Origin of the sequence: Leptolyngbya sp. BC1307, from assembly GCF_002286735.1 — a bacterium.
Lineage (GTDB): Bacteria > Cyanobacteriota > Cyanobacteriia > Phormidesmidales > Phormidesmidaceae > Phormidesmis.
The window spans coordinates 1-1,127 of record NZ_NRTA01000152.1; the positions used below are offsets into that span (position 1 = coordinate 1).

General features: G+C 51.4%; 1 protein-coding gene. It reads right to left on the reverse strand.

All coding sequences use genetic code 11. The features are described from left to right. On the reverse strand, positions 1 to 840 hold an 840-nt coding region (locus CKL79_RS22485), incomplete at its 3' end, for an IS110 family transposase (protein ID WP_121971717.1). Positions 841 to 1,127: the final 287 nt, after the last annotated feature.

Here is a 1,127-nt window from a genome sequence, read left to right on the forward strand (position 1 = left end):
GGCATTACCGGGCTGTTTCTTCCCACGGCGCTTAGGCTTGGGTGGCGGATTAGTGTCGGGGTCTACTTTGTCGGTAAAGGCATTCAGATGCCGTTCAATCTCAACATCACAGGCTGCCATTTGCTGCTGATAGATTTCATAGAGTTGTAATTCTTGCTGCAAGATAAACAACTGTTCGGCCCGATAGTCGCCCGTCAAGGCGGCAGCAATGTCGTCAGTTGACGCTTTAATGCGTCTATCCTTCATGGCTGCGAGCACCTGCGGATTGCGCTCACCGGCGACAATCGCCCGCAGAATCCGCATCCCGGTGGTGCCGGTTATATCGCTGATGACCCGGTGCAGTTGCACGTTCATTTCAGTCAGCGCTTTCTGCATCCGAAGCACATGAGTACTGGCACTTTTGACCAGGTTATCGCGTTGTCGTAGGTAGCTGCGCAGGACGCAAATTTGATCTTCTGGCCGAAATGAGCCAGAGAGCAACCCGTAACTATGTAATTGCTGCAACCATTGGCAGTCGAGCACATCACTTTTACGACCCGGCACTGTTTTGACGTGATGAGCATTGACTAGGTTGACCTTAAAGCCTTGGGCTTCGAGGATTTGAAACAACGGAATCCAATACACGCCAGTAGATTCCATCGCGACCGTTTCAACCCCGCACTGCTTCAGCCAGGCCGATAAGGCATACAAGTCAGCGGTGAAACAGCCAAAACTGCGAACATTCTCAGGGGCTCGGCCCGGTGGCACACTCACCCAGTGTCTATTAGCGCCGATATCGACACCGGCAGCATTAGGGTGAATTGCTGGCAAGTTCACTTCGGATGGTGGCGAGGTGGTCATACTGCTCTCCCAAATACAACAGATAAGGTGTGCTCTGCCTGGGAAAAGCGGATTTATTCATTCTCCTAAACGGGATAGGGGAAACCCTTCACCAATGGTTTATTCGCTTGACCCCAGAACCAGGCTGAGATACGGGCACAGAAGCACCACTGTTAAGTCGGTCTTAACTGTCAGAACACCCTCATAGTCTATAACCAGAGCCTAGAAGTAGTGGCTTGGCAATAGCGTTTCTTACTGGTTTATCGAACAGCGTCGCTGTTCGTAAAAGGCTGAGATCTTGCACCATT